Raw genomic sequence first — 18,050 nt, 5'->3', positions numbered from 1 at the left:
TACTTTGTCCCGTAGGCTCGCCCCCATGACGGGACCAGACCAGGCCGCCACCGACGACGACGCCGCCGAGCTGATCGCGCAGCTTCGCGAACTGGCCGGCGCGGATCCCGCCGACGTACGGCAGGTCGTCGCCGAGGTGTTGGCGGCGCTGGACCGGGCGGCCGGTGGCGCGCTGCGCGACCACCTGCCCGAGGCGATCCGCCTCGACGCCGGCCTGGGACCGGCCTCGCCGGCCCGTCCGTGACCGGTTTCGGCGCTCCTACCGGCCCGTTTCCGCGAAGTTAGGCCCCCCTCACCGCGTACTGGTGTAACGGCGGTCATAGACTCCAACCGGATCGGCTTGTGAAGCATTTCACGAGCATGCGGGAGGAGGCGCGGATGACCGCGGTGGAGAACGACGCCGACGTCATCGTCGTGGGCGCCGGTCCCGGAGGATCGGCCACGGCGTACCACCTGGCGCGGCACGGCGTACGCGTGCTGCTGCTGGAGAAGACGGAGTTTCCCCGGGAGAAGGTCTGCGGTGACGGGCTCACGCCCCGGGCCGTACGGCAGCTCATCCGGATGGGCGTGGACACCTCGCCCGAGGCGGGCTGGCTGCACAACAAGGGCCTGCGGGTGATCGGCGGCGGAGTACGCCTGGAGCTGGACTGGCCCGACCTGGCCAGCTTCCCCAACTACGGCCTGGTGCGCACCCGGCTCGACTTCGACGACCTGCTCGCCCAGCGCGCGGTCGCCGCCGGGGCGAAGCTCCAGACCAGCGTCAACGTCCTCGGGCCGGTGCTCGGCGCCGACGACCGGGTGATCGGCGTGCAGGCCGAGGTCGGCCCGGACAAGGAACCCGCGACGTTCCACGCGCCGCTCGTGGTCGCCGCCGACGGCGTCTCCGGCCGATTCCCGCTCGCCCTCGGGCTGGCCAAGCGGGAGGACCGCCCGATCGGTGTGGCCGTCCGCCGCTACTACCGCTCGCCCGCCAAGCACGACGACGACTACCTGGAGTCCTGGCTGGAGCTGCGGGCCAAGGGCAGCGACGCGCTGCTGCCCGGCTACGGCTGGATCTTCGGCCTCGGCGACGGCCGGGTGAACGTCGGCCTGGGCGTCCTCAACTCCTCCTCGGCGTTCGGCAAGACGAACTACCGCAAGCTGCTCACCGACTGGCTCGCGAACACCCCCGAGGACTGGGGGATGACCGACGAGGCCAACGCGGAGGGCCCGATTCTCGGCGCCGCACTGCCGATGGGCTTCAACCGGGTTCCGCACTACACCCGCGGTGTGCTGCTGGTCGGCGACTCCGGTGGCATGGTCAACCCGTTCAACGGCGAGGGCATCGCGTACGCGATGGAGTCGGGCGAGATGGCTGCGGAGGTCCTGGTGCAGGCCCTGGCCCGCCCGGCCGGCGCGGAGCGGGAGCGGGCACTGATGGCGTACCCGCAGGAGCTGAAGGCCCGCTTCGGCGGCTACTACCGGCTCGGCGGCGTCTTCGTGAAGCTCATCGGCCGCCCCGAGATCATGCGGATGGCGACCAAACACGGCATGCCGCACCCGATGCTCATGCGCTTCGTGCTCAAGCTGCTGGCCAACCTGACCGACCCGCGCGGCGGGGACGCGATGGACCGGGTCATCAACGCGATGACGAAGGCGGCCCCGGCCGTGTAGGAGACGACCGACCACGAGCCGGACAGAGATCGACCCCCCGACGACCGAGGTCTCAGGGACGTGAATAGTGTGATTTTGGCCAACCACCGAGGTCAGGGAAGGACGAGCAGGGGACAACGATGACGCTCTCTCCTTACGCACCCATCATCGGGCTGTTCGCCCTCGCTGCGGCGTTCGCGCTGTTCTCCGTGGCCGCTGCCCGACTCGCCGGCCCGCGGCGTCTGAACAAGGCCAAGCTCGAGGCGTACGAGTGTGGCATCGAGCCGAGCCCGCAGCCGGTCGGCGGCGGCCGGTTCCCGATCAAGTTCTACCTGACGGCGATGCTCTTCATCGTCTTCGACATCGAGATCATCTTCCTCTACCCCTGGGCGGTCTCCTTCGACGCCCTGCCGATCTTCGGCTTCGTGGAGATGGTCCTGTTCATCGTCGCGGTCTTCGTCGCGTACGCCTACGTGTGGCGTCGCGGCGGCCTGGACTGGGACTGAGGAGGTAGCAGATGGGCATCGAGGAGAAGCTCCCCTCCGGCGTCCTGCTCACCAGCGTCGAGAAGCTGGTCAACTGGACGCGGAAGACCTCGGTCTGGGGCGCCACGTTCGGTCTGGCCTGCTGCGCCATCGAGATGATGGCGGCGGGCGGCCCGCACTACGACATGGGCCGCTGGGGCATGGAGGTCTTCCGCGCCTCGCCCCGCCAGGCGGACCTGATGATCGTGGCCGGCCGGGTGAGCCAGAAGATGGCACCGGTCCTGCGCCAGATCTACGACCAGATGGCCGAGCCCCGCTGGGTCATCTCGATGGGCGTCTGCGCCAGCAGCGGCGGCATGTTCAACAACTACGCCATCGTGCAGGGCGTCGACCACGTCGTCCCGGTCGACATGTACCTCCCCGGCTGCCCGCCCCGGCCGGAGATGCTCATCGACGCGGTGCTCAAGCTGCGCGAGAAGATCATGCACGAGCCGCTGGGCCCGAACGGCCGCAAGATGCTGGAGGCCCGCCAGGCGCGCGGTGACGTGCCGGTGGTGCCGTACGGCTCGATGCCCTCGTCGTACCGCAGCGACAAGGCCCGCCGTGCCGAGTGGACGAAGGCGGTCCGCGAGGGGCGCGAGGAGCAGCTCCGGATCGAGAACTGGATGAAGGCGCAGAACCACCTTCAGGCGTCGCATAGGGGCCCGAAATGACCGCACCGAACGACAAGAACAACGACGGCGGGGTGCCGGTACCCACCACCCCGGCCGGTGCCAGCTCCACCGCCCCGGCGGAGTACCCGCCGGCCAGCCCCGCCGGTAGGGGCATGTTCGGCAACCAGGGCACCGGTGACGTCTCCGGCTACGGCGGCCTGGTCCGCCAGCGCAAGCCGATCGAGGAGGCGACCCGGCCGTACGGGAGCTACTTCGACGAGGTGCGGGACGCGCTGGAGGAGGCGTACCCGGACTTCGGCGACGCGATCGAGAAGGTCGTGGTCGACCGGGGCGAGCTGACCCTGCACGTCCGCCCGGAGCGGATCGCCGAGGTCTGCCAGGTGATGCGCGACGACCTCGCGCTGCGCTTCGAACTGCTCTCGTCGGTGTCCGGTGTGGACTACCTGGGCGCGGAGCGCCGGCTGCACGTGGTCTACCAGCTCACCTCGATGACCTACCGGCGCACGGTCCGGCTGGAGGTGGCGGTCTCCGTCGAGGAGCCGCACGTCCCGAGCGTCACCGCCGTCTACCCGACCGCCGACTGGCAGGAGCGGGAGGCGTACGACATGTTCGGCGTCATCTTCGACGGCCACCCCGCCCTGACCCGGATCCTCATGCCGGACGACTGGGAGGGGCACCCGCAGCGCAAGGACTACCCGCTCGGCGGCGTACCGGTTGAGTACAAGGGTGCGGAGATCCCCCCGCCGGACAAGCGGCGGTCGTACCAGTGAGCGCGAGGAGTGCAGCGAAGCGGAGCCCCGCAGCCGCGATCGGAGGGTTGGCACTGTGAGCACGTCGAACTACGCGACCGAGCGCGAGACGACCGAGGGCAAGGTCTTCACCGTCACCGGCGGGGACTGGGACGAGGTCGTCTCCGGCACGGACCCGATCAACGACGAGCGGATCGTCGTCAACATGGGTCCGCAGCACCCGTCCACCCACGGCGTGCTCCGGCTGGTCCTGGAGCTGGAGGGCGAGACGGTCCGCGAGGCCCGCTCGGTCGTCGGCTACCTGCACACCGGCATCGAGAAGAACCTGGAGTACCGCAACTGGGTCCAGGGTTCGACGTTCGTGACCCGGATGGACTACCTCTCGCCGCTGTTCAACGAGACGGCGTACGCGCTCGCGGTGGAGAAGCTGCTCGGCATCACCGACGACATCACCGAGCGGGCGACCACCATCCGCGTGCTGATGATGGAGCTCAACCGCGTCTCGTCGCACCTGGTCTGGCTGGCGACCACCGCCATGGAGCTGGGCGCGATCAACATGATGCTGTACGGCTTCCGCGAGCGGGAGTACGTCCTCGACATCTTCGAGACCATCACCGGCCTGCGGATGAACCACGCGTACGTGCGGCCGGGCGGTGTGGCGCAGGACGTGCCGGACGACGCGATCCGCAAGATCCGCGACTTCCTCCAGCTGATGCCGAAGCGGCTCAAGGAGTACGAGAACCTGCTGTCCGGCCAGCCGATCTGGCTGGAGCGTACGCAGCACGTGGCGGTGCTCGACGTGACCGCCTGCATGGCGCTCGGCGTCACCGGCCCGGTGCTGCGGTCCGCGGGCCTCGCCTGGGACCTGCGCAAGACGATGCCGTACTGCGGTTACGAGACGTACGAGTTCGACGTGCCGACCCACACCGACGGTGACGTGTGGGGCCGCTACCTGGTCCGGGTCGCGGAGATCCGCGAGTCGCTGAAGCTGATCGAGCAGGCGCTGGACCGCCTGAAGCCCGGCCCGGTGATGGTCTCCGACAAGAAGATCGCCTGGCCGGCGCAGCTCGCCATCGGCGTGGACGGCATGGGCAACTCGCTCGAGCACGTCGCGAAGATCATGGGTCAGTCGATGGAGTCGCTGATCCACCACTTCAAGCTCGTCACCGAGGGCTTCCGGGTTCCGCCGGGCCAGGTGTACGTCGGCATCGAGTCGCCCCGCGGCGAGCTGGGCGTACACGCGGTGTCCGACGGCGGCACCCGGCCCTACCGGGTGCACTACCGGGAGCCGAGCTTCGTCAACCTCCAGGCCCTCCCGGCGATGGCCGAGGGCGGCCTGATCGCCGACGTGATCGCCGGCGGCGCCTCGCTGGACCCCGTGATGGGTGGTTGTGACCGATGAGTTTTTCCGAAACGACTCGCGCCCGGGCGCGGGAGATCATCGCCCGGTACCCGGCGGACCGGTCCCGCTCGGCGCTGCTGCCGCTGCTGCACCTGGTGCAGTCCGAGGAGGGCTACGTCTCCCCGGCCGGTGTCGAGTTCTGCGCCGAGGTGCTCGGGCTCAACAAGGCCCAGGTCGGCGCCGTCGCCACCTTCTACACCATGTACAAGCGCAAGCCGACCGGTGACTACCTGGTGAGCGTCTGCACCAACACGATGTGCGACGTGCTCGGCGGACAGAAGGTCTACGACACCCTGGCCGAGCACCTCGGCGTCGGGCACGAGGAGACCACCGCCGACGGGAAGATCACCCTGGAGCACGCCGAGTGCCTGGCGGCGTGCGACTACGGCCCGGTGATGACCGTCAACTACGACTTCTTCGACAACGTGGAGCCGCAGGCCGCGCTCGACGTGGTCGAGGAGCTGCGTGCCGGCGGCCGGCCGATGCCGACCCGTGGGGCGCGGCTCTGCACGCTCAAGGAGATGGCGGTCCAGCTCGCCGGTTTCGCCGACGAGCGCGACGGCGCGGTGGCCGACGGCGGGCCGGGCGAGCCGAGCCTGCGCGGCCTGCGCCTGGCCGAGCAGCACGGCGTCTCGGTGCCGGGCTTCGACCCGAAGACCCCGATCCGCAGCAAGGCCGAGGCCGACCGGGCCGCCGCCGAGGCGAAGGCGAAGGCCGAGGCCGCGAAACCGGCCCCCGCGCCCGAGCCGGCCGAGCCGAAGGCGGCCTCCGGCAGCACCGCGCCGGACGTGAAGGCACCGGACGCCAAGTCGCCGCAGGTGCGTACCGCCGAGACCCGGCAGCCGGACGCGAGCACCCCGGTGCCGGACGCCCCCGGCACCAAGGTCCCGGTGGACGGACCGGCCCCGGCGCCGCGCGACGCGCGGGCGGCGGAGGCGGCCGGCGCGGCGGCGAACCCGCCGGCCGGCGACGGCAAGCCCGCCGGCGACGACGCCGGCGCGCAGGAGCGCAACCTCAAGGAAGCGGAGTCCGGTACGGGCGCGGACGGCGCCGACCCGGCGGACGCCAACGGATCGGGGGTCCGGAAGTGACCACTCCTCGGCCGGAGACGCTGGCCAAGCTCACGCCGGTGCTCACCAAGCGCTGGCTCTCGCCGGACGCGTGGCGGCTCGGCACCTACGAGAAGCTGGACGGCTACGCCGCCCTGCGCAAGGCGCTCAAGGCGCACCCGGACGACCTGATCCAGCTGATCAAGGACTCCGGACTGCGCGGCCGGGGCGGCGCGGGCTTCCCGACCGGTCTCAAGTGGGGGTTCATCCCGCAGGGCGACGGCAAGCCGCACTACCTGGTGGTGAACGCCGACGAGGGCGAGCCGGGCACCTGCAAGGACCTGCCGCTGATGACCTACGACCCGCACTCGCTGGTCGAGGGCGTCATCATCGCCTCGTACGCGATCCGGGCCAACCGGGCGTACATCTACATCCGCGGTGAGGCGGTGCACGCCGCCCGCCGGCTGCGCAGCGCTGTCGACGAGGCGTACGCCAAGGGTTATCTCGGCCGCAACGTCCTCGGTTCGGGCTTCGACCTGGACCTGGTGGTGCACTCCGGCGCCGGGGCGTACATCTGCGGTGAGGAGACCGCGCTGCTGGACTCGCTGGAGGGCTTCCGCGGCCAGCCCCGGCTGCGCCCGCCGTTCCCGGCGACCCACGGCCTGTACGCCAGCCCGACCGTGGTGAACAACGTCGGCACCATCGCCAGCGTGCCGTACATCGTGCTCGGTGGCGCGGACTGGTGGAAGACGATGGGCACGGAGAAGTCGTCCGGCCCGATGATCTACTCGCTGTCCGGCCGGATCGCCAACCCGGGCCAGTACGAGTGCTCGATGGGCATCACGCTGCGCGAGCTGATCGAGCTGGCCGGCGGGATGAAGCCCGGGCACAACCTGAAGTTCTGGACCCCGGGTGGCTCGTCGACGCCGCTGCTGACCGCCGAGCACCTGGACGTGCCGCTGGACTTCGAGGGGGTGGCGGGGGCCGGCTCGATCCTGGGCACCACCGCTACGCAGATCTTCTCCGACCAGGACTGCCCGGTGTACGCGACCTACCGGTGGCTGGAGTTCTACCACCACGAGTCGTGCGGCAAGTGCACCCCGTGCCGGGAGGGCAACTACTGGATGGTCCGGGTCTACCGGCGCATCCTGGCCGGCCAGGGCACCCACGAGGACCTGGACACCCTGCTCGACACCTGCGACAACATCCTCGGCCGCTCGTTCTGCGGTCTGGGTGACGGCGCGACCAGCTCGGTGACCTCGTCGCTGAAGTACTTCAAGCAGGACTACCTCGACTACATCGAGGGACGTACCGCTCCGAAGCTGTCGGAGAAGACCCTGGTAGGGGCGCACTGATGACCGACGTAGCCAAGCAGACCGAGACCGTCACGCTGACCATCGACGGCGTCGAGGTCACCGCGCCCAAGGGCGCGCTGCTGATCCGCGTCGCCGAGCAGCTCGGCACCGAGATCCCGCGCTTCTGCGACCACCCGCTGCTGGCCCCGGCCGGCGCCTGCCGGCAGTGCCTGGTGGAGGTGGAGGGCCAGCGCAAGCCGGTCGCCTCCTGCACCCAGACCGTCGCCGACGGCATGGTGGTGCGGACGCAGCTCACCTCCCCGGTCGCCAAGAAGGCCCAGGAGGGGGTGATGGAGCTGCTGCTCCTCAACCACCCCCTGGACTGCCCGATGTGCGACAAGGGCGGCGAGTGCCCGCTGCAGAACCAGGCGATGTCCACCGGCCGGACGGACTCGCGGTTCCACGAGCACAAGCGGGAGTACCCGAAGCCGCTGCCGATCAGCACCCAGGTGCTGCTCGACCGCGAGCGCTGCGTGCTCTGCCAGCGGTGCACCCGGTTCTCCGAGGAGATCGCCGGGGACAAGTTCATCGACCTGATGGGACGCTCCTCGCACGAGGAGATCAACATCTACCGGGACGAGGAGTACGGCGAGGACGGCGACGCCGGTGACGTCCCGTTCAACTCGTACTTCTCCGGCAACACCGTGCAGATCTGCCCGGTGGGCGCGCTCACCGGCGCGCAGTACCGGTTCCGGGCCCGCCCGTTCGACCTGGTCTCCACGCCCAGCGTCTGCGAGCACTGCTCGGCCGGCTGCGCCCAGCGCACCGACTGGCGGCGCGGCAAGGTGCTGCGCCGGCTGGCCGGCGACGACCCGGCGGTGAACGAGGAGTGGAACTGCGACAAGGGCCGCTGGGGCTTCCAGTACACCCGCGCGTTCGACCGGATCAGCACCCCGATGGTGCGCGACGAGAAGACCGGTGAGCTGCGCGAGGCGTCCTGGAGCGAGGCGCTGACCCGGGCCGCCGAGGGGCTGCGTGCGGCCCGCGACGGCGCGACCGGCACGGCGGTGCTGACCGGCGGCCGGCTCACCGTCGAGGACGCCTACGCGTACGCGAAGTTCGCCCGCATCGCGCTGCACACGAACGACATCGACTTCCGGGCCCGCCCGGTCTCCCGCGAGGAGGCCGACTTCCTGGCCAGCAGCGTCGCCGGGGTCACCGACGTGACCTACACGGACGTGGAGAACGCGCCCGCCGTGGTGCTGGTCGGCCTCGAGCCGGAGGAGGAGTGCCCGATCCTCTTCCTGCGGCTGCGCAAGGCGTACCTGAAGAAGAAGCTCACCGTGTACGCGCTCGCGCCGTTCGCGACCCGCGGCCTGGAGAAGCTCGGGGCGAAGCTCGCCCGGGTGGTGCCCGGCGAGGAGGCCGGCGTGCTGGCCGAGCACGCCACGGTGGCCGAGGCGCTGGGGCAGCCCGGCGCGATCCTGATCGTCGGCGAGCGCTTGGCCGAGGTGCCGGGCGGGCTGTCGGCGGCGGCGGACGTCGCCCGGCGTACCGGTGCCCGGCTGGTCTGGGTGCCGCGGCGCGCGGGTGACCGCGGCGCTGTCGACGCGGGCTGCCTGCCGAACCTGCTCCCCGGCGGCCGTGTGGTCACCGAGCCGGCCGCGCGCGCGGAACTGGGCGAGGCGTGGGACATCCCGGCCGGGGTGATCCCCAGCCAGGCTGGCCGCGACACCGACGGCATCCTCAGCGCCGCCGCGAACGGTCAGCTCGGCGCCCTGGTGGTGGCTGGCGTCGACCCGGCCGACCTGGCCGACCCGCGTCTGGCCGAGACGGCCCTGGACGCGGTGCCGTTCCTGGTCAGCCTGGAACTGCGGATGAGCGCGGTGTCCCGCCGCGCCGACGTGGTTCTGCCGGTCGCGCCGGTGGTTGAGAAGGCCGGCAGCTTCCTGGACTGGGAGGGCCGGCTGCGCACGTTCGAGAAGGTGCTGGACACCGGCGCGATGACCGACGCCCGCATCCTGGACGCGCTCGCCGCGCAGCTCGACGTGCGGCTGGGCACGGGCGACGTGCCGAGCATCCGGCGCGAGCTGGGCGCGCTGCCGCGTACCCGGGTCGAGCGCCCGTCGGCGCCCTCGGTCGAGGCGGCCGCCGTGCGGCAGCCCGGACCGGGCGAGGCAGTGCTCGCCACCTGGCACCAGCTGATCGACCTGGGCAGCCTCACCGACGGCGACGAGCACCTCGCCGGCACCGCCCGCCCGCCGGTGGTCCGGCTCGGCAAGGGCACCGCCGAGGCGCTGGGCGTCGCCGACGGTGACCCGGTCACGGTGGGCACCGACCGCGGCGCTATCACGCTGCCGGCGGCGATCACCGAGATGCCCGACGGCGTCGTCTGGCTGCCGACCAACTCACCCGGCTCCACCGTGCGGCGTGGCCTCGGCGCGACGTCCGGCGACGTGGTGAGCGTCTCCGCAGTCGGGAACGAAAGGTGGGTGCAGTGAACCCCGTCATCCTCGCGGCGCAGGACCCGACGCTTGCCGACTTCGGCAAGGACCCGTGGTGGCTGGTCCTCGGCAAGATCCTGTTCGCGTTCGTCGTCGCCGTGGCGGCCACGCTGCTCGGCGTCTGGTTCGAGCGCCGTGTCGTCGGCCGCATGGCGGTCCGGCCCGGCCCCAACCAGGCCGGCCCGTTCGGTCTGCTCCAGACGCTCGCGGACGGCGTGAAGCTGGCCTTCAAGGAGGACATCCTCCCGCGCAAGGCCGACAAGGTCGTCTACTTCTTCGCCCCGGTGATCTCGGTGGTCTGCGCGGTCACCGCGCTGTCGGTGATCCCGTTCGGGCCGATGGTGAGCATCTTCGGGCACCGGACGCCGCTGCAGGTCACCGACGTGTCGGTGGCGGTGCTGGTGGTGCTGGCCTTCTCCTCGCTCGCCGTGTACGGCATCGTGCTCGGCGGCTGGGCCAGCGGCTCGACCTACCCGCTGCTCGGCGGCCTGCGCTCGGCGGCCCAGCTGGTCTCGTACGAGGTCACCATGGGCCTGAGCGTGGTCGCGGTCTTCATGACCGCCGGCACCATGTCGACGAGCGGGATCGTCGCCGCGCAGGGCGACGGCACCCGGCTGAGCATCGGCGGCTTCGACCTCGCCGCGCCCGGCTGGTACGCGATCCTGCTGCTGCCCAGCTTCATCATGTTCTTCATCGCCATCGTCGGTGAGACGAACCGGGCGCCGTTCGACCTGCCCGAGGCGGAGTCGGAGCTGGTGGCCGGCTTCCAGACCGAGTACAGCTCGCTGAAGTTCGCGCTGTTCATGCTCAGCGAGTACGTCGCGATGGTGACCATGTCGGCGTTCACCGTGACGCTGTTCCTCGGCGGCTGGCACGCGCCGTGGCCGATCACCATCTGGTCGGGCGCCAACGAGGGCTGGTGGCCGATGCTGTGGTTCTTCGGCAAGGTCATCCTGCTGGTGTTCGTCTTCGTCTGGCTGCGCGGCACGCTGCCCCGGCTCCGGTACGACCAGTTCATGCGCTTCGGCTGGAAGGTGCTGCTGCCGCTGAACCTGGTCTGGATCATGGTGCTCGCCGGGCTGCGCTCGATCGAGGACTGGCAGGCCCGGGACCGGCTGCTCGTCACCGCCGTCGGCGCGGGCGTGCTGCTGCTGATCACGCTCTTCTGGCCGTCGCGGAAGAAGGAGCTGAAGCCGTCGCTCCAGGAGCAGGCGGACACCCGGCCGTACGGCAGCTTCCCGCTGCCGCCGATGGATCTTCAGGTTCCGCCGAGCCCGCGTACCAAGCGCGTGCTCGCCGAGCGGGAGCCGGCCAACGTCGTCGCCGGCCCGGACTCCAGGGAGGTGTGACGTGGGCGCGATCACCGGAACGTTCAAGGGCTTCGGTGTCACCTTCTCGCACATGTTCAAGAAGGTCGTCACCACCGACTACCCGTTCAAGCCGCCGGTCTCGGCGCCGCGCTACCACGGGCGGCACATCCTCAACCGGCACCCGGACGGGCTGGAGAAGTGCATCGGCTGCGAGCTGTGCGCCTGGGCCTGCCCGGCCGACGCGATCTACGTTGAGGGTGGCGACAACACCGAGGAGCAGCGCTTCTCCCCGGGTGAGCGGTACGCCAGCACCTACCAGATCAACTACGCCCGGTGCATCTTCTGCGGGCTCTGCATCGAGGCCTGCCCGACCCGTTCGCTCACCATGAGCAACGAGTACGAGCTGGCCCGGGACAACCGGCAGGACCTGATCTTCACCAAGGAGCAGCTGCTCGCGCCGCTGCTCGAAGGCATGGAGCAGCCGCCGCACCCGATGCGGCTGGGCGACAGCGAGAAGGACTACTACGTCGGCGCGCTCACCAACCCGGGCACCTCGGCCGGCGCCGAGCGCTCGCCGATGGGCCCCGGCCGGTACCAGGTGGAGGAGCACCCCGGTGTGACCTTCCCCGGCGCCGAGCAGGCCGAGCAGCGGTCCGCCGCCGCGGCGGGCAAGGGAGGCAAGGCATGACCTCGGCTACGGTGCTCGCCGCCGCCGGCCAGGTGTCCGGGGGTGAGGAGGTCACCTTCTGGATCCTCGCGCCGCTGGCCCTGCTCGGGGCGATCGGAATGGTGTGGGCCCGCAACGCGGTCCACTCCGCGCTCTGGCTGGTGCTGACCATGCTCTGCCTGGGCGTGTTCTACGTGCTCCAGGCCGGGCCGTTCATCGGCATGGTGCAGATCATCGTCTACACCGGCGCGATCATGATGCTGTTCCTGTTCGTGCTGATGCTCGTCGGCCGGGACGCGTCCGACTCGCTCATCGAGACGCTGCGCGGCCAGCGGGTCGCGGCAGTGGTCCTCGGGCTCGGCTTCGCCGGTCTGGTGGGCACCGGCCTCTACCGGGCGCTCGACGGCGTCCAGGCGGTCGGGCTCGACGAGGCCAACGGTGAGGGCAACGTGCAGGGCATCGCCCGGCTGCTGTTCACCAAGTACGTCTTCGCCTTCGAGCTGACCTCGGCGCTGCTGATCACCGCCGCCGTCGGCGCGATGGTGCTGGCGCACGTGGAGCGGCGCAAGGCGGACCGGATGGACCAGATCGCCACCATGAAGGCGCGGTTCCGTCCCGGCAACTACCCCGGACCGAAGCCCGGCCCGGGTGTCTACGCCACGTCCTCCTCGGTGGCCACCCCGGCCCGTCTGCCCGACGGCCGGCTGACCGACCGCAGCATCCCGGAGATCATGCCGGTGCGTGAGCTGACGGCCGAGGAGACCGCACCGAAGGGGACTGACAAATGACCCCGGACTACTACCTCATCCTCGCGGCGGTGCTGTTCACCATCGGCGCCGTGGGCGTGCTGGTCCGGCGCAACGCGATCGTGCTGTTCATGTGCATCGAGCTGATGCTCAACGCGGCCAACCTGACCCTGGTCACGTTCAGCCGGATCAACGGCGACCTGAACGGCCAGATCATGGCGTTCTTCGTGATGGTGGTGGCGGCGGCCGAGGTCGTGGTCGGGCTCGCGATCATCATGGCGATCTTCCGGACCCGGCGCTCGGCCAGCGTCGACGACGCCAACCTGCTGAAGTACTGAGGGGCTCGTGGTGGAACAGATTCTGACGATCGCCCAGTCTGAGCCAGCCGAAGCCGTCACCTTCGCCACGGCGGACGGGATGCTGGGCAGTGTCTGGCTGCTGGTGGCGATCCCGCTGGTCAGCGCGGCGATCCTGCTGCTGCTCGGCAAGCGGGCCGACCGCTGGGGCCACTGGCTGGGTGTGGGCGCCATCGGCGCCGCCTTCGTGCTCGGGCTCACCTACTTCTTCCAGCTCCGCGGCCTGGAGAACAAGCAGGTCGAGCTGAGCCTCTGGGACTTCATGGCGGTCGGCAACCTGCGGGTGGACTTCGGTCTGCTCTTCGACCCGCTGGCCGCGGTCTTCGTCCTGCTGATCACCGGGGTGGGCTTCCTGATCCACCTCTACGCCGTGGAGTACATGGCGCACGACGCGGGCCGGCGGCTGTTCTTCGCGTACTTCAACCTGTTCGTCGCCGCCATGCTGCTGCTGGTGCTCGGCAACAACTACGTGATGCTCTACTTCGGCTGGGAGGGCGTCGGTCTGGCGTCGTACCTGCTGATCTCCTTCTGGTACGGCCGGCCCAGCGCGGCCACCGCCGGCAAGAAGGCGTTCCTGATGAACCGGGTCGGCGACGCCGGCCTGGCCATCGGCATCTTCATCATGTTCGCGATGCTCGGCACCACCCAGTACGACGAGGTGTTCAACGGGGTCGGCTCGATGACCTCGACCACCGTGCTGGTGCTCGGGCTGCTGCTCCTGCTCGGCGCGGCCGGCAAGTCCGGCCAGTTCCCGCTGCAGGCGTGGTTGCCGGACGCGATGGAGGGCCCGACCCCGGTGTCCGCGCTCATCCACGCGGCCACCATGGTCACCGCCGGCGTCTACCTGATCGCCCGCTCCAACGCGATCTTCTCGGCCAACGAGACGCTCCAGCTCGTGGTGGTCAGCGTCGGCGCGCTCACGCTGCTGATGGGCTGCATCATCGGCGCGGCCAAGGACGACATCAAGCGCGTGCTGGCCTGGTCGACGGTGAGCCAGATCGGCTACATGTTCCTCGGCGTCGGTCTCGGCGGCGCGGCGTACGCGCTGGCCATCGTGCACCTGCTGGCGCACGGCTTCTTCAAGGCCAACATGTTCCTCGGCGCCGGCTCGGTCATGCACGGCATGAACGACCAGGTGGACATCCGCCGCTTCGGCGGGCTGTCCAAGTACATGAAGGTCACCTGGCTGACGTTCATGATGGGCTGGCTCGCCATCATCGGCATGTTCCCGTTCTCCGGCTACTTCTCCAAGGAGCCGATCATCGTGGCCGCGTTCGAGCGGGAGGGCTGGACGGCCTGGCTGTTCGGCATGGCCGCGCTGCTCGGCGCCGGGCTCACCGCGTTCTACATGACGCGGCTGTTCGTGCTCACCTTCCACGGGCCGAAGCGCTGGACCGAGGACATCGAGCACCCGCACGAGTCGCCGAAGCTGATGACCATCCCGCTGATCCTGCTGGCGATCGGCTCGGTGGGCGCGGGCTTCCTGCTCGCCACCTCCGTGCCGGACTGGCTCACCGCCACCAACGGGCTCGGCGGCGAGAGCGGGGAGCACGCGCCGGTGCTGGCGCACTGGCTGCTCACCGCGCTGTCGCTGCTGGTCACCGTGCTTGGCGCCGGGCTGGCCTGGTTCCTGTTCCGCTCCGGTACGGCCACCGAGCCGCAGCCGGCCGGCGTGGTGGTCACCGCCGCCCGCCGGAACCTCTACACGGACGCCTTCAACGAGGCGGTCTTCGAGAAGCCGGGCATCTTCCTCACCCGGGCGCTGGTGTTCCTCGACAACCGGGGCGTGGACGGGCTGGTCAACGGCCTGGCCGCCGCCGTGGGCGGGGGCTCGGGCCGGCTCCGGCGGCTCCAGACCGGCTTCGTGCGGTCGTACGCGACCTCGATCCTGACCGGCGCGCTGCTCGTGGTGGCGGCGTTCCTCGCGGTGCAGGCGGGGTGGTTGGCGTGATCGACCTCAACGCGGCCGCCCCCGCCGGCGGGCCACGCAGTCACGACGGAGGTAAGGCCGAATAATGTCCAACTTCCCGTTCCTCTCGGTGCTGACCGTGGCGCCGCTGGTCGGCGCCCTGGTGGTGGCACTGCTGCCCCGCAGCCGTCCGGACCTGGCCAAGCTGGTGGCGTTCGGCTGGTCGCTGCTGGTGCTGGTGCTCTCGGTGGTGATGTGGTTCGCCTTCTCCGCCGGTGGTGACCGGTTCCAGTTCCGCGAGTCGTACCCGTGGATCCCGAACTGGGGCGTGAGCTTCACCTTCGAGGTGGACGGCATCGCGTTGGTCATGCTGATGCTGATCGCGATCCTGGTGCCGCTGGTGATCCTGGCGTCCTGGCACGACGCCGAGGCGTCGAAGCGCTCGGTGCCCGCGTACTTCGCGCTGCTGCTCGTCCTCGAGTGCACGATGATCGGCGTCTTCGCCGCCGCCGACGTCTTCCTGTTCTACGTGTTCTTCGAGGTCATGCTGGTGCCGATGTACTTCCTGATCGGCAGCTACGGCGGCCACCAGCGGCAGTACGCGGCGGTGAAGTTCTTCCTCTACTCGCTGGTCGGCGGTCTGTTCATGCTGGCCGCGGTGATCGGCCTCTGGGTGGTCGGCGGGAAGACCTTCGACTGGCAGGCGCTGAGCCAGGCGGAGTTCGCCACCGACACGGCCCGCTGGCTGTTCCTCGGCTTCTTCGTCGCCTTCGCGATCAAGGCGCCGTTCTTCCCGTTCCACACCTGGCTGCCGGACGCCGGTGGGGCGGCCCCGGCCGGTGCCGCCGCGCTGCTGGTCGGCGTGCTGGACAAGGTCGGCACGTTCGGCATCCTGCGCTACTGCCTTCCGCTGTTCCCGGAGGCGTCGCGCTGGTTCGCGCCGTGGGCGCTGGCGCTCGGCGTCATCGGCATCATCTACGCCGCGCTGCTGGCGGTCGGCCAGAACGACCTGAAGCGCCTGGTGTCGTACACCTCGATCGCGCACTTCGGGTTCATCGGCGTCGGCATCTTCGCGTTCACCACCCAGGCCGGCACCGGCGCGGTGCTCTACATGCTCAACCACGGCCTGGCCACCGGCCTGCTGTTCCTGGTGGTCGGCATGCTGATCGCCCGGCGCGGCTCGGCGCTGATCAGCGACTTCGGCGGCGCGGGCAAGCTCGTGCCGGTGCTGGCCGGTGTGCTCTTCTTCGCCGGTCTCGCCTCGCTGGCGCTACCCGGCACCGCGCCGTTCGTCTCCGAGTTCCTGGTGCTGATCGGCACGTTCACCGTCAACAAGCCGGTCGCGGTGATCGCCACGCTGGGCATCATCCTGGCGGCGGCGTACGTGCTGTGGATGGTGCAGCGCACCACGCAGGGCACGCTGAACCCGGCGCTGACCGAGGTCGAGGGCATGCGCCGCGACCTCACCCTGCGCGAGAAGGTGGTCGTCGCGCCGCTGATCGCGCTGATCGTGCTGCTCGGCTTCTATCCGAAGCCGGTCACCGACGTCATCAACCCCGCCGTCCAGGCGACCATGCAGGACGTCGGCAAGTCCGACCCCGCCCCTGAGGTCGGCAGCGTCCAGGAGGCCGCAAAATGACCGAGCTCAAGCTGCCGTCGATCGACTACGCGGCGCTCGCTCCGATCCTGATCATGCTGGGCGCGGCGCTCCTCGGGGTCCTGGTCGAGGCGTTCGTGCCGCGCCGCCTGCGTAACGCGGTGCAACTCGGGCTCGCCCTGGTGGCGATGCTCGCCGCGATCGTCATGGTGATCCTGAACTCCGACGACCGGCTGATCACCATCGGCGGCGCCATCGCGATCGACGGACCCACCCTGTTCCTGCAGGGCGCCATCCTGGTGCTCGCGGTGATGGCGCTGCTGCTCGTCGGCGAGCGCACCGTGGAGCGGGGCGGCGCCTTCGTGGCGCACGCCGCGGTCACCGCCGAGTCGGCGGAGGACCGCCGGCAGGCCGAGGGCGTCGGTGGCGCCACCGAGGTCTACCCGCTGATGTCGTTCGCGATCGGCGGCATGCTGATCTTCGTGGCGGCGAACGACCTGCTGACCATGTTCGTCGCGCTGGAGGTCTTCTCGCTGCCGCTCTACCTGCTCTGCGCGCTGGCCCGCCGCCGGCGTCTGCTGAGCCAAGAGGCGGCGCTGAAGTACTTCATGCTCGGCGCGTACGCCTCGGCGTTCTTCCTGTTCGGTGTCGCCCTGATCTACGGCTTCACCTCCGGGATCCCGGGTCGCACGGCCGGCGTAGACTTCGCCACCGTGCACGCCGCGGTCACCGAGTCGCCGGCCAGCCCGGTGCTGCTGTTCGCCGGCATGGCGCTGCTCGCCATCGGCCTGCTGTTCAAGGCTGCCGCCGCGCCGTTCCACGTCTGGACGCCGGACGTCTACCAGGGCGCGCCGACCCCGGTGACCGGCTTCATGGCGGCCTGCACCAAGGTCGCCGCGTTCGGCGCGCTGCTGCGCGTCTTCCACGTCGCGTTCGCCGGGGCCTCGTGGGACTTCACCCCGGTGCTCGGCGCGATCGCGGTGCTGACCATGCTGGTCGGCGCGGTGCTGGCGGTCACCCAGACCGACATCAAGCGCCTGCTGGCGTACTCGTCGATCGCGAACGCCGGTTACCTGCTCGTCGGTGTGCTGTCCCCGAGCCGTGAAGGGCTCTCCGGCACCATGTTCTACCTGGCCGCGTACGGCTTCTCGGTACTCGCCGCGTTCGCCGTGGTGACGCTGGTGCGCGACGCCGACGGGGAGGCCACCCACCTGTCCCGCTGGGCCGGGCTGGGCCGCCGCTCGCCGTTCTTCGCGGCGATCTTCACGTTCATCCTGCTGGCCTTCGCCGGTATCCCGCTGACCAGCGGCTTCACCAGCAAGTTCGCGGTCTTCGGCCCGGCCTTGGAGGCGAACCAGGCGTGGCTGGTGATCGCGGGCGTGCTGACCAGCATGGTGCTGGCCTTCCCGTACCTGCGGGTCGTGGTGATGATGTGGCTCTCCGAGCCGGGCGAGTCCACCCCGACGGTGACCGTGCCGGGGGCGCTCACCTCGGCCGCGCTGGTCATCGGCGTGCTCGCCACGCTGGTCCTCGGCGTGGTGCCCGGTCCGCTGCTCGACCTGACGACCGGTGCCGCCGAATTCGTCAGATGACAGAGGTGATCCCACCGGGGGCCGGTACGCCGTGGCGTGCCGGCCCCCGGCGTATCCCCCTCGACGAGCAGGTCGAACGGGTG

16 protein-coding genes are annotated in these 18,050 nt (G+C 70.3%); all 16 read left to right on the top strand.

From position 1 onward, the window contains the following. Positions 1–25 precede the first annotated feature (25 nt). The 16 genes from O7604_RS07720 to nuoN all read left to right on the top strand — a co-directional run bounded on the left by O7604_RS07720 (position 26) and on the right by nuoN (position 17,967). Complete coding sequence (locus O7604_RS07720) at positions 26–244, top strand: hypothetical protein (protein WP_269702843.1); 219 nt, start codon at positions 26–28, stop codon at positions 242–244. A gap of 134 nt (positions 245–378) precedes the next feature. Further along, a complete protein-coding gene (locus O7604_RS07715) occupies positions 379–1,653 on the top strand; it encodes a geranylgeranyl reductase family protein (RefSeq protein WP_281579254.1) in 1,275 nt (424 codons plus the stop codon). A 119-nt stretch (positions 1,654–1,772) separates the two neighbouring features. Then, positions 1,773–2,138 carry an NADH-quinone oxidoreductase subunit A gene (locus O7604_RS07710; RefSeq protein WP_013283601.1) on the top strand — a complete coding sequence of 122 codons (366 nt, stop codon included), beginning with the start codon at positions 1,773–1,775 and terminating at the stop codon, positions 2,136–2,138. An 11-nt stretch (positions 2,139–2,149) separates the two neighbouring features. Continuing rightward, positions 2,150–2,830, top strand: a complete 681-nt coding sequence (locus tag O7604_RS07705; protein WP_013283602.1) for an NADH-quinone oxidoreductase subunit B — start codon at positions 2,150–2,152, stop codon at positions 2,828–2,830. Further along, a complete protein-coding gene (locus tag O7604_RS07700) occupies positions 2,827–3,561 on the top strand; it encodes an NADH-quinone oxidoreductase subunit C (protein ID WP_281579253.1) in 735 nt (244 codons plus the stop codon). Before O7604_RS07705 ends, O7604_RS07700 begins: the two co-directional genes overlap by 4 nt. A gap of 55 nt (positions 3,562–3,616) precedes the next feature. After that, positions 3,617–4,942 carry an NADH-quinone oxidoreductase subunit D gene (locus tag O7604_RS07695; protein ID WP_269702838.1) on the top strand — a complete coding sequence of 442 codons (1,326 nt, stop codon included), beginning with the start codon at positions 3,617–3,619 and terminating at the stop codon, positions 4,940–4,942. Then, entirely contained in the window at positions 4,939–6,033 is a 1,095-nt protein-coding gene (nuoE, locus tag O7604_RS07690) for an NADH-quinone oxidoreductase subunit NuoE (protein WP_269702836.1), read from the top strand. The genes O7604_RS07695 and nuoE overlap by 4 nt, the downstream gene beginning before the upstream one ends. Further along, positions 6,030–7,346: an NADH-quinone oxidoreductase subunit NuoF gene (gene nuoF, locus O7604_RS07685; protein WP_281579252.1), complete on the top strand. Its 1,317-nt coding sequence runs from the start codon at positions 6,030–6,032 to the stop codon at positions 7,344–7,346. Before nuoE ends, nuoF begins: the two co-directional genes overlap by 4 nt. Then, complete coding sequence (locus O7604_RS07680; protein WP_269702832.1) at positions 7,346–9,787, top strand: NADH-quinone oxidoreductase subunit G; 2,442 nt, start codon at positions 7,346–7,348, stop codon at positions 9,785–9,787. The genes nuoF and O7604_RS07680 overlap by 1 nt, the downstream gene beginning before the upstream one ends. Then, entirely contained in the window at positions 9,784–11,139 is a 1,356-nt protein-coding gene (nuoH, locus tag O7604_RS07675) for an NADH-quinone oxidoreductase subunit NuoH (protein WP_269702830.1), read from the top strand. Before O7604_RS07680 ends, nuoH begins: the two co-directional genes overlap by 4 nt. A gap of 1 nt (position 11,140) precedes the next feature. Beyond that, the gene (nuoI, locus tag O7604_RS07670) at positions 11,141–11,788 is read left to right on the top strand and encodes an NADH-quinone oxidoreductase subunit NuoI (RefSeq protein WP_013283609.1); all 648 of its coding nucleotides are present in this window, start codon (positions 11,141–11,143) and stop codon (positions 11,786–11,788) included. Next, positions 11,785–12,555: an NADH-quinone oxidoreductase subunit J gene (locus O7604_RS07665; RefSeq protein ID WP_269702828.1), complete on the top strand. Its 771-nt coding sequence runs from the start codon at positions 11,785–11,787 to the stop codon at positions 12,553–12,555. The genes nuoI and O7604_RS07665 overlap by 4 nt, the downstream gene beginning before the upstream one ends. Next, a complete protein-coding gene (nuoK, locus tag O7604_RS07660; RefSeq protein ID WP_013283611.1) occupies positions 12,552–12,851 on the top strand; it encodes an NADH-quinone oxidoreductase subunit NuoK in 300 nt (99 codons plus the stop codon). Before O7604_RS07665 ends, nuoK begins: the two co-directional genes overlap by 4 nt. Positions 12,852–12,930: 79 nt before the next feature. Further along, positions 12,931–14,820, top strand: coding sequence for an NADH-quinone oxidoreductase subunit L (nuoL, locus tag O7604_RS07655; protein ID WP_269706939.1), 1,890 nt, complete (start codon positions 12,931–12,933; stop codon positions 14,818–14,820). A gap of 64 nt (positions 14,821–14,884) precedes the next feature. Continuing rightward, positions 14,885–16,417, top strand: a complete 1,533-nt coding sequence (locus tag O7604_RS07650; protein ID WP_120572072.1) for an NADH-quinone oxidoreductase subunit M — start codon at positions 14,885–14,887, stop codon at positions 16,415–16,417. After that, a complete protein-coding gene (gene nuoN / locus O7604_RS07645; protein ID WP_269702825.1) occupies positions 16,414–17,967 on the top strand; it encodes an NADH-quinone oxidoreductase subunit NuoN in 1,554 nt (517 codons plus the stop codon). Before O7604_RS07650 ends, nuoN begins: the two co-directional genes overlap by 4 nt. Positions 17,968–18,050 lie beyond the last annotated feature (83 nt).

Source organism: Micromonospora sp. WMMA1947, assembly GCF_027497355.1.
Classification (GTDB): domain Bacteria; phylum Actinomycetota; class Actinomycetes; order Mycobacteriales; family Micromonosporaceae; genus Micromonospora.
The sequence above is the reverse complement of the archived record's forward strand: the minus strand, read 5'-3'. Positions and strand labels throughout refer to the sequence as shown.

What these genes read in the sequence shown, in the direction of transcription:
- O7604_RS07715 (WP_281579254.1), top strand. Translation starts at nt 379, where the DNA reads ATGACCGCGGTGGAGAACGACGCCGACGTCATCGTCGTGGGCGCCGGT.
- O7604_RS07720 (WP_269702843.1), top strand. Translation starts at nt 26, where the DNA reads ATGACGGGACCAGACCAGGCCGCCACCGACGACGACGCCGCCGAGCTG.
- nuoK (WP_013283611.1), top strand. Translation starts at nt 12,552, where the DNA reads ATGACCCCGGACTACTACCTCATCCTCGCGGCGGTGCTGTTCACCATC.
- nuoN (WP_269702825.1), top strand. Translation starts at nt 16,414, where the DNA reads ATGACCGAGCTCAAGCTGCCGTCGATCGACTACGCGGCGCTCGCTCCG.
- O7604_RS07705 (WP_013283602.1), top strand. Translation starts at nt 2,150, where the DNA reads ATGGGCATCGAGGAGAAGCTCCCCTCCGGCGTCCTGCTCACCAGCGTC.
- O7604_RS07710 (WP_013283601.1), top strand. Translation starts at nt 1,773, where the DNA reads ATGACGCTCTCTCCTTACGCACCCATCATCGGGCTGTTCGCCCTCGCT.
- O7604_RS07650 (WP_120572072.1), top strand. Translation starts at nt 14,885, where the DNA reads ATGTCCAACTTCCCGTTCCTCTCGGTGCTGACCGTGGCGCCGCTGGTC.
- O7604_RS07680 (WP_269702832.1), top strand. Translation starts at nt 7,346, where the DNA reads ATGACCGACGTAGCCAAGCAGACCGAGACCGTCACGCTGACCATCGAC.
- nuoL (WP_269706939.1), top strand. Translation starts at nt 12,931, where the DNA reads ATGCTGGGCAGTGTCTGGCTGCTGGTGGCGATCCCGCTGGTCAGCGCG.
- nuoE (WP_269702836.1), top strand. Translation starts at nt 4,939, where the DNA reads ATGAGTTTTTCCGAAACGACTCGCGCCCGGGCGCGGGAGATCATCGCC.
- O7604_RS07665 (WP_269702828.1), top strand. Translation starts at nt 11,785, where the DNA reads ATGACCTCGGCTACGGTGCTCGCCGCCGCCGGCCAGGTGTCCGGGGGT.
- O7604_RS07700 (WP_281579253.1), top strand. Translation starts at nt 2,827, where the DNA reads ATGACCGCACCGAACGACAAGAACAACGACGGCGGGGTGCCGGTACCC.